The organism is Streptomyces sp. NPDC028368, from assembly GCF_055565615.1.
Genome location: NZ_JBVHTY010000007.1, coordinates 209,055 through 222,223, shown reverse-complemented (window position 1 = coordinate 222,223; position 13,169 = coordinate 209,055). Strand labels below are relative to the sequence as shown.

Here is a 13,169-nt window from a genome sequence, read left to right as displayed (position 1 = left end):
CTTCTTTGCAGCTCAGCGCGGCACCGTATTCCGCTGATCGGCACAGCCGGGGCGGCAACCGGCGTGCCTGCGACGATTTCCGACATGATTTCTGTCAGAGTGCTCTCCTGTTTGACTGATTGAAGTCCGGAGTGACTGCCCGAATCGGGAGAGGACGGTATGCGGAAGCCGATGGACCGCACCGGCGGTGCCGTATGCGCGGTAGCGGCTTTGGCATTGTCGGCCGCCCTGTCTTCGGCGCTGTCCCCGGCGGTGGCCGTATCGGCTCCCGGTGAATCCGCACGAATTCCGTTCACCGAGCGCTATCACGTGAAGCAGCACGGGGGAATCGTGCGTGCCGCCAACTCCTCGGTCACCTGCGGCGCGCCGACGGCCCGCGCGGCCGGGCCGTGCGCGGCGGTCCAGCAGGGCGGCGCCGGCGCCAACGGCCGCTACCGGATGGCCTATATCGACATCGACGCCGACGCCCGCACCGACAACTCCAGCCGCGCGGAGCTGCGGCTGCCGCCGGACTCCCGGGTCAGCTACGCCCGGCTGTACTGGGGCGGCAATCTGCGGGCCGGTGAGCGGAAGCAGGCCGAGAACAACGGCCGGGTGCTGTTCGCCCTGCCCGGCGACCACTACCAGGAGGTGCGCGCCGACACCCTGACGGGCCACCGCACCACCACCAGGACCGACGGTTTCCAGGCGTCGGCGGACGTCACCGAGCCGGTGCGGTCCGGCGGCGCCGGCCTCTACACGGTGGGCCAGGTGAATGCGGCGCGGGGGAATTCTCCGGCCGGTGGCTGGGGCGGCTGGACGCTGGTCGTCGCGTACGAGAATGCCCGGGAACCGCTGCGTTCGCTCGCGCTCTGGGACGGATTTCAGCCGCTGAATGCAAACCGCCACGCCCTTTCGGTGAACCTGAAAGGGCTACGGATTCCGCCGAATGCGCGGGGCAGCGCGGGGGTGCTGGCATACAACGGCGACCGCGGCAGCGGAAATGACACGCTCTATGCCACCGCCGACCAAAAGGCTCCGGTAGCCCTCTGGGATTCCGCCAACCCGGCTAATGATGTGATGAATTCCACCATCACCGATTTCGGCCGCGACACCGCCCGGCGGCCCGCTTATCGCAATACCCTGGGGTTTGATTCCGATGTATTCGATCTGAGGCCCGCACTCCGGTCCGGCGGCGACCGTCTCGCTTTCCGGTTCGCCACCCAGGATGCGGGATATCTGCTCGGCGCGCTCTTCGTCCAGGCCGACACCGGGCGCTGATCGGCACCCCGGAATTCCCGCGGAGATTTCTGTCAGCTCGGATATCAGGGGAGCAGTACGTGATGAAGGTTCTGCATGTCATCACCGGCCTGGAGACGGGCGGCGCCGAACAGCAGCTGCGGCTGATGCTGCGGCGGCTGCCGGCGCGCTGCGAGGTCGTCGCCCTCACCGGCCCCGGTCCGGTCGCCGACGGCATCCGGGCCGACGGCACCCCCGTCACCCACCTGGGCATGACCGGCAACCGGGACCTGAGGGCGCTGCCCCGCCTGACCCGGCTCATCCGTGACGGCGGCTACGACCTGGTGCACACCCATCTCTACCGCGCCTGCGTCTACGGCCGGATCGCCGCCCGGCTGGCCGGCGTACGGGCCGTGGTCGCCACTGAACACTCCCTGGGCGACGCGGTGATCGAGGGCCGCCGGCTGACCCGCGGCGTACGCACCCTCTACCGGGCCACCGAACGGCTCGGCTCGGCCACGGTCGCCGTCTCGGACACCGTCGCCGCCCGGCTGCGCCGCTGGGGCGTCCCGGAGCCGCGCATCCATGTGGTGCCGAGCGGCATCGAGGCCCACCGCTTCCGGCACGACCCGCTCGTCCGCTCCGCCGTCCGCACCCGGCTCGACATCCCTCTCGACGCGTTCGTGGTCGGCGGCGTCGGCCGCCTCGTGCCCGCCAAGCGGTTCGACGTCCTGGTCCGGGCGGTCACCCAGCTCTCCGGCGTCCACCTGCTGCTGGCGGGCGAGGGGCCCGAGCGCGAGGTGCTGCGGAAGACGGCCGAACAGTTCGGCTCCGGCAGCCGCATCCATCTGCTGGGCGAACGCGGCGGCGCGGTCGCGGCCGGCGCCGCCGAGGGACCGGGCAGGGCGCTGGACATCCCCGGGCTGCTGGCGGCGATGGATGTGTTCGTCTCCCCGTCCCAGGACGAGGCGTTCGGGCTGGCCGTCCTGGAGGCGCTCGCCGCCGGGCTGCACGTCCTGTACGGCAGCTGCCCGGCCGTCGACGAGCTCCCCGCGGACCAGACCCCGGGCGCCCGCCGGATCAGCCCCGTGGTGTACGAACTGACCACCGCACTGCGCGAGTTGCGCCGCAGTGGACCGGGCCGGCTGCCGGTCCCGCCGGTGGTGCGGCGCTATGACATCGCGCGCAGCGCCGAGTCGCTGATGGCCGTCTACGAGGCGGCCGTCGCCGCCGCACCGGGTCGCCGGACGGCCCGTCCGGCGACCCTCCCCGTGCCGGCCCCCCCACCCGGCGGGCCCGCGCCGGAAGCGGCCGCGCCCCAGGTCTCGCTGCCCGACCCCGCCCGGCCGCCGGCCCCCTCGCCACGCGACCGCTCCCTCTCGAACAGATGAGGGTGCCGGGCCGCGGCTCTCACTGACAGCGGTCGACGGCCTCGATCGTGCGAGCCGCCTCGCCGAGCGCCGCGCGCAGCACGACCGGGTCGGTGGCGTCGGCGTACGCGCCCTCCGGCGGCACCAGCCAGCCGGTGCCCGACACCGGCGGCTCCGCCACGGCGCCCTCGCCGCCGCACACCGCCCCCACCGCGAGCCCGCGCCCGTAGGTCTGCGTACACGCGCTGCCCGGGACGTCCCAGCCGTCGGCCGTGCCGGGCGGCACCAGAAAGCCGAGGGTGTGACAGGCGCCGTCGTGCAGGACCGGGCCGACGCCGTCGCGCAGCCGGAGGATGTCGACGGCCTCCAGCCCCTGCCGGGCGGGCACCGTGACGAGGTCACAGGGCTCTACCGGCCCCTGCGGCGTGCTCGGTTCGGATCTGCCCACGCCTCTGCTCACGCCGGTCTCCCACATGGAGAACCCCTCCTCATGCACGCGCCGCGCCCTTTACACCGACTTCAACGGTTCCGTATGTCAACAGCTACGGCGGCGTAACGCTGCAAAGGATGGCACTTCATGGCAGATCACGGGCGAGATGGGCGGATTGTGGGCAAACGCTGGGTATCGCGCCCCTGCTAGCCGGTACGGTCGTCCCGCCGCACCGCCAGGACGCGGCACCGCCACAAGATGGCACGGAAAGGCCACGGAGAGGGTCCGCCATGGCGTCGCCACCAGCAAGATCAGCGTCGTCCCGCACCGTACCCGCCCGCCCGAACACCGCTTTCCGACAGCTGCGCGGCCGGCTGTCCCCAGGCGAGTTCGCGGCGGCGGTCCGACGGTCCGCCCGTGAGATCGGAGAGCAGGTCTCGTGCGACGCCCGCTATGTGGGCCGCGTCGAGTCCGGGGAGATCCGCTGCCCGAACTACGCCTATGAACGCGTGTTCCGGCACATGTTCCCCGGGCTGGCGCTGCCGGACATGGGCTTCGCGCCACGCGAGACGGTACGCGGACGGGGGGCGCGTACGGCGGTGAACGCCGCGCCCCTGGCAACCGAACCCGACCACCGCGATACCTGTATCCAGATCTGCAAGGAGAGCGACGTGCTGCGTCGCGCGTTCATCACCGGCGGCCCGGCGGCCGCCCTGGGCATCACCGCCCTGCATCCCACCGAAGCCGCCGCCATCGTGCCCGGCCCACGGACGCCCGCCGGCCGGGCCGGTGCCGCCGAGGCCACCGCCGTCGAGGAAGCCGTCCGCCGGATCCGGCTGCTGGACGACCGGCACGGCGCGGAGGGCATCTACCGCCGCGCCACCCAGCCCCTGCGGGCCGCCTACGAACTGCTGGACGCCGGCGTCCAGCGCCGCGCGGTCGCCGACCGGCTGCACTGCGGCGCGGGGGAACTCGCCATCTCGGTCGGCTGGCTGGCGCATGACTCGGGCCGCTTCGGCGACGCCCGCTCGCACTACGCCGAGGCGCTGGCCACCGCCCGGGTCTGCGGCGACGCGGCGCTGGAGGCGCACGCCTTCTGCAACACCGCCTTCCTGGCCCGCGACGCCGGCCGCCCCCGCGAGGCGGTACGCGCCGCCCAGGCCGCGCAGCAGGCCGCCAAGCACCTCGCCTCGCCCCGGCTGCTGTCGCTGCTGGCACTGCGGGAGGCGGGTGGCTGGGCGGTGCTGGCGGACCGCAGCGCCTGCGAGCAGGCGCTGACGCGGGCCGAGCGGCTGTTCGCGGGCGGAGCGCGGGACAACGACCCCGAATGGATGACCTTTTACGGCGAGGCCGAACTGGCGGGCCTGGAGGCGCAGTGCTGGTCGGCGCTGGGCGAGGGCGAACGCGCGGCGGATCTCGCGCGCCGGGCGGTGAGCATGCAGGATCCTCACTTCACCCGCAATATCGCCCTGTTCACCGCGGAACTGGCGGGCGACCTCGCCGACAGCGGCGCCCCGGAGGAGGCCGCCGCGGCCGGCACCCGGGTCCTGGCACTGCTGGACCAGGTCCGCTCGGCCCGTATCCGCACCATGCTCGACCGCACCGCCCGCAAGCTGGCCGGCCACCGCGACTGTGTCCGGGTCGCGGAGTTCCTGGAGCGGCATGCGGCGACGGCGGGAGCACCGGCCCACTGACCCGGCCGGCCCGACTCGGCCCAGGGGTGGCCCGCGGAGGGCCGGTACCGCGTGGCCCGCGGCGGAAAGCATGCGGCCTCGAACACGTCAACCCGGTCCGGCTGTCACGCAGTTCACCTCACCGCAGGGCTCTCCCGCCAGTTCTTCCCGGCGTCCCGTCAGCCCAGATGGCCGGTGTCGTTCCAGCGCTCGATCGCCGGCTCCCCGTAGGCCCAGCCCAGGACCGACAAGGAGGTGGGCTCCAGGCGGATGCGGGCGCCGAAGGAGATGTCCTGGCCGATCCAGCGGGCGCCGAGGGCGCGCAGGATGTGGCCGTGGGCGAAGAGCAGGACGTCACGGTCGGCGGAGCGGGCCCAGGCGATGACCTCGTCGGCCCGCGCAGTGACGTCGGCGAGGGTCTCGCCCCCGGGGACGCCGTCGCGCCAGATGAGCCAGTCCGGGCGGGTGGCCTTGATCTCGGCCGGGGTCAGGCCCTCGTACGCGCCGTAGTCGAACTCCATCAGCGCGTCCCAGTCCCGGGCCCGGCCGCCGAAACCGGCCAGTTCGCAGGTCTCCTTCGCGCGGACCAGCGGGCTGGTGCGGACCTCGACGTCCGGCAGGCCGTTCCAGGGGGCGCGGTGCAGCCGTTCGCCCAGGAGCTTGGCGCCGCGGCGGCCCTCGTCCAGGAGGGGGATGTCCGTGCGCCCGGTGTGCTTGCCGGACAGGGACCACTCGGTCTGTCCGTGCCGGGCCAGGAGTATGCGCGCTGCCATGGTCGTACCTCTCGCCTTTCGCCGAATGCATCGGTGGGTCGTCGATCGTCGATCGTTCTCGGCGCGGGCGGCGTTGACCGCGGGACGTACTTCCATCATCGCGCACGGGGTGGTTTTGTCCGTAACCGGGGAGGTCGTCACGGGCGGGCCGGCCCTCAGCGGGCGCCGATCTTCGGGTGGTTGCCCCGCATGGCACCGCACGCCGTGGCAAACCGGGGCAGGAGCCGTTGCCGGTTGCGGTCCGGGCGGGCGGCGGGCCGATCGGGCACGGATCTTCGGGTGGTTGCCCCGCATGTCAGTGCCGGATGCGAGACTTTCGCAGGTGAACGTTTCCCGCGACAGTCGACCCGCGGCGGCCGCACCGCCGGCGGGGCAGCAGAAGCCGACACCGAGCCTGCGCCGGCGGCTCACCGAGCTGCGCGGCCCCGGCGTGCGGCCCCGTTCGCTCGACGCCCGCGCACTCGCCGCGCTGGCCGCCAATCCCGGCTGCCGGCGTCGCGCGCTGCTGGACGGCGCGGGGATCGACAAGGGCGCGCTGGCGCAGGCGCTCGGCTCGCCCGCGACGTACGGCCAGTCCCAGTTCGCGATCATGCGCGGCATCACCTTCGAGTCACGGGTCAAGGCCGACGGCGGCGCGGCCCTGATGCGGCTGCTGCACGAGCGGCTGCGCACGGACAGCCCGCCGCCGGAGGGCGCGGAGGTCGCCGTCCCCGATCTGTCCGCCGCCGGGCCCGAAGGCCGCGCGGCCCGTACGGCGCTGGCGCTGCGCGAGGCGACCGCGGCCGAGGGCTGGGCGCTGCTCGATCATCCGATGCTGACCGTCGAGGTGGCCGGCTCACCGGTCTATGTGGAGCCGGATGCGGTGGTGGTGCATCCGGACGGCAGCTGGACGGTCGTGGAGATCAAGTCCTTCCCGATGATCGACGGCGCGGCGGACGCCTCCAAGGTGGGCGAGGCCGCCCGCCAGGCGGCGGTGTACGTCCTCGCTCTCGAGACCGTCGCCGGGCACGTCGCCGCGCGGACCGGGCGCCGGGTGCGGGTGCGCGACCGGGTGCTGCTGGTCTGCCCGAAGGACTTCTCCAACCTGCCCACCGCCGCGGCCGTCGACGTCCGCAAGCAGCTGGCCACGACCCGGCGGCAGCTGACCCGCCTCACCCGCGTCGAGGAGATCGCCGCCGCCCTCCCCCCGGGGACCACCTTCGATCTGCGCCTCGCGGAGGACGGCAAGACCGCGACCCGGCCCGCCGAGGAGCTGACCGAGGCCGTCGAGGCGGTCGGCGCGGCCTACGCCCCTGAGTGCCTGGCCTCCTGTGAGCTGGCCTTCCACTGCCGTAAGCGGTCCCGCGAGCAGGGCGCGGTGGAGACGCTGGGGCGCGGGGTGCGCGGCGAGCTGGGCGGGCTGCGCACCATCGAGGCGGTCCTCGAGGCGGCCGCCCCCGATGACGCCGGGGCGGCCGAGGGCCCCGACGACCCGGCCGTGGTCGCCCTGCGCAGGGCCGCCGCGCTGCGCGCCGAGGCGCTGGCCGCCGCGGCGGCGGAGCGGGCGGCGGACCAGTCGGAAGACCGGGCGGCGGAGCGGGCGGAGGGGCGGGCATGTCACTGATCCAGACGCTGGCCCGGATGGAGGCGGTGGCCTCGGGCCGCGCCGCGCCGCTGACCACGGTGCGCCACCGCCATCTGTCCGAACGGCCGCTGGTCCTCGTCCCGTTGACCACCGCGGGTGAGGCCGGCGCTCCCCTGGGGATGCTGGTCGGCACGGACCGGGAGAAGCCGCAGCTGCTGGCCGTACCGCAGCCGCGCGACCGCGAGCTGCGGTTCGCGTTCCTGGCGGAGCTGGCCGAGGCGGTACTGCCGTATGTGGACGGCTTCGCGGACGTCATCGAGTGGGAGGAGCGCAAGGAGACCGACCCGGAGACCGGCAAGCGGGTCCCGGTGCAGGTCGAACTGTGCGCGGACGCCCCGCAGTTGATCGTGCCGAGCGCCGCGGGCATCGATTTCGTCCGGCTGCTGGGCCGCTCGATGCGCTTTCGGCGGACGGCCGAGCAGGAGCCGGAGACGCCGTATCCCGCACCGCCGCATGTTCCGCTGCTGGGCCGCTGGTTCACTCATTTCGGTGAACGGGCCCGGGTACCGGCCGCGAGTCTGCTGCTGTCCATGACGGGGCTGCTCAGCCGCCACTGGGCCACCGGGCAGAGCATGCTGGAGGACCAGCATCTGGGCGCGCTGCTCGCCTGGATCGACCCGCCCGCGGGCATGTCCGGCCAGGAGGCGGCCGAGCGCGCGGAGACCGGGCGCGACGCGGCCGGCCAGCTGCTGTGCCCGCCGGCCGGCCCGGCCACGGACCCGGCGTTCGACAACCGGCTGCTGTCCCCCGCGATGGCGCGCTACGACGCCGGGTCGCCCGGCGCCGAGGAGGAGATCCGCACCCTGGTGGAGGGCCAGTTGCGGCCGACCTGGGACGCCGTCTGGCAGGGCCTCGAGCTGCTGCGCGGGCTGCCGCCGGGCGCGCGGGTCACCGACCGCTGGAAGCGCGACCGCTGGTCCTACACCGCGCACCGCGACCGGGTCCGCGCCGGGGAGCCGCCGCAGCCCAGGCGCGACGACGCCGTCACCGCCGCCCAGAAGCTGGCGTCCCGGGAGACCGCGCAGGCCCAGCTGGACGCCCAGGAAGCCCTGGACGACCCGCTGGTGATGGCGGGGCGCCGGCTGTCCGGCGAGGCGATGTGCGGCACGGTCGTCCATGTCGAGATGGCGTACTCCGAAGGCAAGCGGCCGATGCCGCGCCCCCTGGTGACCCTGCGCACGGCCGACCGCCCGCAGCTCGCCGAGCACGCCAAGCTCTACCGCCCGATGGCCGGCGGGAAGACCCAGACCGCCGAGTTCGTCTCGTATGCGGCGGGGGAGCCGGGCGCCCTGGTGGTGCGGCTGACGGGCGGCATGGGGCGCGGCAAGGAGCCGGAGCCCGGTTCGGTTCCGGAGACGGACGACGCGGTGTCCTGGACGCTGTTCGAGCACGCCCCGCGCGGCGGCCCGGAGCTCCCGGACCCCGAGGACACCCCCTGGACGCACGGCGGGCCGGCGGCGGCCGCCGCCGCGGGCGCGCCCGCGGACACCCCCGACCCCGTGACGGCGGAGGACTTCCTTTGAACCCTCCCCCAGCGAAAGCGGGGAGATTCCTGGCTCACACAGCTCGGTCGCTCAGCGAACGATCGAGTCTTACACGTTCAACACCAGCCGGGTTGGAACCAGCCCGGTTGCCCCGAAAGACAAGGAGGTTGCGCGTGCTTGGTTCTCGCGACGCGCGGCGCACAGCTCACTCCTTCGACCCCGCCGCCGCGGCCGCCGCCGCGACGGACGCGATCTTGCACGACACGCTGCACGGCAGCCGGCGCGGCGTGGTCGTCGACTCCCCGCCCGGCGCCGGCAAGTCCACCCTGGTGGTCCGCGCGGCGCGCGAACTGGCCGCCGCGGGCCGCCCGTTGATGGTGGTCGCGCAGACCAACGCCCAGGTGGACGACCTCGTGCTGCGCCTGGCCGACAAGGACCCCGGGCTGCCGGTCGGCCGCCTCCACAGCAGCGACGCGAACGCCTTCGACCCGACGCTGGCCGAGCTCCCCTCGGTCCGTACCTCCGCGAAGATCGCCGATCTGGCGGGCATGGACATCGTCGTCTCGACGGCCGCCAAATGGGCCTACACCAAGGTCGAGACGCCCTGGCACCACGCCATCGTGGACGAGGCGTACCAGATGCGCTCCGATGCGCTGCTGAGCGTGGCCGGGCTGTTCGAGCGGGCGCTGTTCGTCGGCGATCCCGGGCAGCTGGACCCGTTCAGCGTGGTGGGCGCGGACCAGTGGGCGGGGCTGGCGTACGACCCGTCCTCCAGTGCCGTCGCCACGCTCCTGGCCCACAACCCGGACCTGCCGCAGCACCGCCTGCCGGTCTCCTGGCGCCTGCCCGCCTCCGCCGCGCCCCTGGTGTCCGACGCGTTCTATCCGTACACCCCCTTCCGCAGCGGTACGGACCACGGCGACCGCCGCCTCACGTTCGGGGTGGCCGGGGACGGCTCGGGCGTGGACCGGGTGCTGGACGAGGCCGCCGGGTCCGGCTGGGGCCTGCTCGAGCTGCCCGCCCGCCATACGCCGCGCACGGACCCCGAGGCGGTGCGCGCGGTGGCCCTGGTGGCGCGCCGGCTGCTCGACCGCGGCGGCGTCGCGACCAGCGAGAACTCCCCCGATCCGGTGCCGCTGACGGCCGAGAGGATCGCGGTCGGCACGGCCCATCGCGACCAGGCGGCAGCCGTGCGCGCCGCGCTCGCCGGCCTGGGGGTGCACGGCGTCACGGTGGACACCGCGAACCGCCTCCAGGGCCGCGAGTTCGACGTCACGGTCGTGCTGCATCCGCTCTCCGGCCGCCCCGACGCCACCGCCTTCCACCTGGAGACCGGCCGGCTGTGCGTGCTCGCCTCCCGGCACCGCCATGCCTGCATCGTGGTGTGCCGGGAGGGCGTCACCGAGCTGCTGGACGAGCACCCCTCGACCGAGCCGGTGCAGCTCGGCGTCACGGTCAAGTTCCCGGACGGCTGGGAGGCCAACCACGCCGTACTGGCACATCTGTCGGAGCACCGGGTCCGGTGGAGTCCGGGGGCCGGGGGCCGGGGTTCACGCTCCTGAGAGCCCGTATCCGCTCCGGCCCTATGGCCTACTTGCGCGGGGCGGGACAATGGAATGCGGCACACGATCCTGGAGGTACGTACATGTCCCAGCCGCGTCCGGCTTCCGACCCCCGCGCTGCGGCGCCGGCACCCCGGCGCAGGAGGCCCGCGCCGCTGCTCTTCGAGCCGCCCGAGGCCGTCGCCGACCCCGAGCACTTCTTCGACCTGGAGTCGATGGAGGACCCCCGCGAGCTGCTGCGCCGCTCCACGGAGCTGGCGCTGGCCTTCCGTGTGGCGGCCGACCGCGCCACGGAGTACCAGGCGGTGGCCGCCGCGCAGCTGACCGACCCGCGGCGCTTCGACCGGATGCCGCTGTCCGTGCTCGCCGAGCAGGCGGAGTGGTCGCAGGACTACGCGCAGAAGATGATCGAGTTCGGCCGCGGTCTGCTGCGGGACGGCGGGACCCACACCCGCGACACCGACTGAGCGCCGGCCGGTCAGGCCTCGCCGAACGCCGGCCGGCTGGCCGGCCGGCCGGCCCCGCCCGTACCACCCGTCACACACACCTCAGAACGGCTCATGGTCCACCACCATGAGCCGTTGGCATATGCGAAGCGGGCAAGATACCTGCTCACGCCGCGTCCCGTCCCGATTTCCCGCAATCCGCATAACCGGTAGGCGGGGAATGGGTAGACCTGTCCCCATGAGCGACTGGCTGCCCGACACTCCCCGCACCCTGACGTTCCCCACAGCGGCGTACGTCACCCTCGCCGGCGCCGACTGGCTGGCCTCCGCCAGTCCTCATCCGCACACCCTCCAGACCCTGTGGGCCACCCAGCCCACCGCCCCCAGCGTGCTGCCGTGCGGCACCGCCTTCGACGTGATCAACGCTCCGGCGCTCTTCGGGCGCCGCATGGTCGACCGGTTATGGTCCGCGGGCCCCGGCTCGGGGCCGGTGGCGGCGCACCGCGGCCGGATCCTGCTGTTCACCGCCCCCGGGACCGCCCAGCGGCTGCCGTCGCTGCTCGGCTGGGAGGAGTGGGCGCGCGCCGTACCGCCGCTGCTGTGCCACGGCAGCGGGGACGCGGTGACCGTCCCGCCGCTGCACCCCTGCCACACCGCCGACGACGATGCCGACGGCGCCGCCCCGTCCGGATCCCGCTGGCTGGTCGCCCCGGACGTCCGCCACCCCTGGCTGCCGGGTCCCGACGTGCTGCTGTGGGCCTGTGTCCGCGCGGCCCGCTGTGCGGCCGACGAGGAGCACGAAGCCGCACCTCAGGGCCCGGTTCCGGCGCTGACCCCGAGCTGAGACAAACCGATTTTTGCGCTCCCCCGACCGGGTGCTAATGTTTCCTCCGTCAGCAGGCGCCGCTAGCTCAGTTGGTTAGAGCAGCTGACTCTTAATCAGCGGGTCCGGGGTTCGAGTCCCTGGCGGCGCACAGACGGTCGAAGGCCCCCACCTCGGTGGGGGCCTTCGTCATGCCCGGGTGAGGTGGGCGCACCGTTCAGTCGCGGCTCACCTTGACCGTCCAGTCCCCGTCGGCGCCGCGCCCCAGGACCTGGATCCGTACCCGGTCGTCCGCGTCGGTCAGGCTCTCCCCCACGCCCAGCGGCGCGTCCGCGAGCGGCGGGTAGACGGAGGTGCCCCAGCAGGCCGCGGTGCGGGGATGGCCGTCCAGGACGTGGACCGGCCCGGATCCGGAGGCCGTATCGCCGTGCACGCGGTAGGCCAGGACGCCCTGGCTGCAGATGGAGCGGTCGTTGCCGACGGCACCGCGGGCCTCGATGGCGAGCGCGCTCTCGGGGCCCGTGCGGACCACCAGCAGCCGCGGGCGACGGTCGTCGCCGGGCTCCGCGGGGGCGGACAGGGTCCGCAGCGAGTGCACCGACGGCGTGCGGGACAGCGTCGCGCAGTCGACCTGGTTGTCGCCGAGCCAGCCGAGCTTCCACTTGTGCCAGGCGAAGGGATCGGGCGCCAGGCCGAACTGGCTGCCCATGAGGTCCCAGTCCCCCACATAGGTGTCCCAGTCGCCCTTGCCGTCGTCCGGGCGGTGGTAGAGGTCCGGCAGGTCGAAGACATGGCCGGTCTCGTGGGCGAGGACGTTGCGGTCCGGCGGGCTCTGTTCGAAGACGGTCACGAAGCGGCGCAGATCGGTGTGGTCGGCGTGCATCGGCTCGTCCAGGTTGACCACCTTGGTGGCGTCCGAGTCGACGCCCGGGGCGTCCGGGTCGGCGACGAAATAGACCAGGTCGTAGCGGCTGAAGTCGATCGAAGGGTCGGCGGCGGCGACCGCGTCGCGCAGATAGGCCGAACGGCGGCCGGAGTCCCAGTCGCGCTGTATTCCGTATGCGGCGGAGCGGCGCGGCATCTGTACCCACTTGCGGTGGAGGTGCGAACGCAGCCGGAATTTGCCGTACGAGGCCTGGTCGAAGAAGCGGGAAGTGGCCGGGAAGTAGTCCTTCGACAGCTCTCCCGGGCGGGTTATGGGCCGGGAGTCCGGAAAGGACAGGAAGATCATTACGGCGTCGAGGGAGCCGGTGGGGCGGGGGTAGGCGCCGTTCCAGCTGTCCAGGCCCTCGGAGTGGTGGGCGTCGGTGCGTCCCAGCGTGCAGGAGAGAGCGGCCTCGGAGGCGGTGGCGGGCCCCGCGACGATGGAGGTCGCGATCAGGGCGGTCAACGAGGTGGTGACGGCTGCGAGACGCCGAAGTCGACGGCGCTCCACCCCGTGGGGTGTCCGGTCGCGCGGCACATCGACCTCCAGGGACGGAATCGGAAGACCTCACCCACCCTGTGCCGTTCGTCTGCCGTTCGTCCTGTTCGGGGGCCCAGAAGAGTGATCGGCGAGTCGCCGACTGCCCGTAACGGAAAGTAACAAACGGCCAACCATGCAATCCGCATGAACACAGTCGTGCAGAAATGGCTGAAGTTCCGTCATGCGTGCCGATGATCGCGGCTGCGTCGCTGGATCGGCCGTTGCACCAGCCTCTATGATCGCCACACTTTCCAGCGCGAGATCCACCCTCCATCACGAGACAAGCGCCATGCGGGAGCGA

Annotated in this window: 11 protein-coding genes and 1 tRNA gene; 9 read left to right on the top strand and 3 right to left on the bottom strand. The window is 73.3% G+C overall.

The annotated features are described in order from the left end of the window. Window positions 1–159: 159 nt before the first annotated feature. Together ACZ4S3_RS18415 and ACZ4S3_RS18410 are read left to right on the top strand one after the other, a co-directional pair. Window positions 160–1,260 (top strand): hypothetical protein, encoded by a 1,101-nt coding sequence (locus ACZ4S3_RS18415; RefSeq protein WP_467934887.1) that lies wholly within the window; start codon window positions 160–162, stop codon window positions 1,258–1,260. Window positions 1,261–1,322: 62 nt separating this feature from the next. Further along, on the top strand, window positions 1,323–2,609 hold the full coding sequence (locus ACZ4S3_RS18410) for a glycosyltransferase (RefSeq protein WP_467934882.1): 1,287 nt from the start codon (window positions 1,323–1,325) through the stop codon (window positions 2,607–2,609). A gap of 19 nt (window positions 2,610–2,628) precedes the next feature. On the opposite strand, the gene ACZ4S3_RS18405 is transcribed toward ACZ4S3_RS18410, so the two are convergent. After that, window positions 2,629–3,063: a hypothetical protein gene (locus ACZ4S3_RS18405; protein ID WP_467934877.1), complete on the bottom strand. Its 435-nt coding sequence runs from the start codon at window positions 3,061–3,063 to the stop codon at window positions 2,629–2,631. 245 nt (window positions 3,064–3,308) lie between these two features. Between ACZ4S3_RS18405 and ACZ4S3_RS18400 the strand changes: the two genes are divergently transcribed. Then, complete coding sequence (locus ACZ4S3_RS18400; protein WP_467934873.1) at window positions 3,309–4,712, top strand: tetratricopeptide repeat protein; 1,404 nt, start codon at window positions 3,309–3,311, stop codon at window positions 4,710–4,712. 158 nt (window positions 4,713–4,870) lie between these two features. Here the strand turns inward: ACZ4S3_RS18400 and ACZ4S3_RS18395 are convergent, their stop codons facing one another. Further along, window positions 4,871–5,464 carry a histidine phosphatase family protein gene (locus tag ACZ4S3_RS18395; RefSeq protein ID WP_467934868.1) on the bottom strand — a complete coding sequence of 198 codons (594 nt, stop codon included), beginning with the start codon at window positions 5,462–5,464 and terminating at the stop codon, window positions 4,871–4,873. Window positions 5,465–5,756: 292 nt separating this feature from the next. Between ACZ4S3_RS18395 and ACZ4S3_RS18390 the strand changes: the two genes are divergently transcribed. The 6 genes from ACZ4S3_RS18390 (at window position 5,757) to ACZ4S3_RS18365 (ending at window position 11,554) form a co-directional block, all read left to right on the top strand. Continuing rightward, on the top strand, window positions 5,757–7,067 hold the full coding sequence (locus ACZ4S3_RS18390; protein ID WP_467934866.1) for a hypothetical protein: 1,311 nt from the start codon (window positions 5,757–5,759) through the stop codon (window positions 7,065–7,067). Beyond that, on the top strand, window positions 7,058–8,611 hold the full coding sequence (locus ACZ4S3_RS18385; protein WP_467934861.1) for a hypothetical protein: 1,554 nt from the start codon (window positions 7,058–7,060) through the stop codon (window positions 8,609–8,611). The genes ACZ4S3_RS18390 and ACZ4S3_RS18385 overlap by 10 nt, the downstream gene beginning before the upstream one ends. 134 nt (window positions 8,612–8,745) lie before the next feature. Next, complete coding sequence (locus ACZ4S3_RS18380) at window positions 8,746–10,134, top strand: AAA domain-containing protein (protein ID WP_467934857.1); 1,389 nt, start codon at window positions 8,746–8,748, stop codon at window positions 10,132–10,134. An 83-nt stretch (window positions 10,135–10,217) separates the two neighbouring features. Further along, entirely contained in the window at window positions 10,218–10,601 is a 384-nt protein-coding gene (locus ACZ4S3_RS18375; RefSeq protein WP_467934853.1) for a hypothetical protein, read from the top strand. Window positions 10,602–10,818: 217 nt separating this feature from the next. After that, entirely contained in the window at window positions 10,819–11,424 is a 606-nt protein-coding gene (locus ACZ4S3_RS18370; RefSeq protein WP_467934848.1) for a bifunctional DNA primase/polymerase, read from the top strand. Between the two features lie 56 nt (window positions 11,425–11,480). Further along, window positions 11,481–11,554: transfer RNA gene (locus ACZ4S3_RS18365), tRNA-Lys, on the top strand. Window positions 11,555–11,620: 66 nt separating this feature from the next. On the opposite strand, the gene ACZ4S3_RS18360 is transcribed toward ACZ4S3_RS18365, so the two are convergent. Continuing rightward, window positions 11,621–12,865 carry a M6 family metalloprotease domain-containing protein gene (locus ACZ4S3_RS18360; protein ID WP_467934844.1) on the bottom strand — a complete coding sequence of 415 codons (1,245 nt, stop codon included), beginning with the start codon at window positions 12,863–12,865 and terminating at the stop codon, window positions 11,621–11,623. Between the last annotated feature and the right edge of the window lie 304 nt (window positions 12,866–13,169).